Source organism: Streptomyces sp. CAI-85, from assembly GCF_013363615.1.
Taxonomy (GTDB): Bacteria; Actinomycetota; Actinomycetes; order Streptomycetales; family Streptomycetaceae; genus Streptomyces; species Streptomyces antibioticus_B.
Genome location: NZ_JAANNX010000277.1, coordinates 1 through 519, shown reverse-complemented (window position 1 = coordinate 519; position 519 = coordinate 1). Strand labels below are relative to the sequence as shown.

Here is a 519-nt window from a genome sequence, read left to right as displayed (position 1 = left end):
GACCTCATCGACAACTCCGGTGCCGAGCAGATGGACATGGGCGTCCTGGTCGGCAAGAAGCAGCTCGCCGACCTCACCCCGCTGCTCGACGCCCCGTCCTACGACGACCCGGCCAAGAAGGTCCGCGACACCCTGCGCCCCGGCATCGTCGAGATGGGCCAGTTCGACGGCGACCCGGTGTGGATCCTGTACTACGCCTACACGGTGTACGGCGTGTGGTACTCGCAGAAGGCCCTCGACTCGCTCGACGCGACCTATCCCGAGACCTGGGACGAGATGCTCGCGGTCTGCGCCAAGGCCAAGAAGAAGGGCATCGCGGGCTGGACCTACGCCGGCAAGTACCCGTACTACCTGCCCTTCTCGCTCTACCCGATGATCGGCAAGGTCGGCGGCCGCGACGTCCTCGACGCCATCGACAACCTGGAGCCCAACGCCTGGAAGCACCCGGCCGTCAAGACCTGTTTCGAGGCGTACTACGAGCTGTACAAGAAGGGTTACGTCCTCAAGGGCACCCCCGGC

Annotated in this window: 1 protein-coding gene; it reads left to right on the top strand. The window is 65.5% G+C overall.

The features are described from left to right. A partial coding sequence (locus tag G6W55_RS38245) for an extracellular solute-binding protein (protein ID WP_175525131.1) occupies nucleotides 1-519 on the top strand: 519 nt, incomplete at both ends.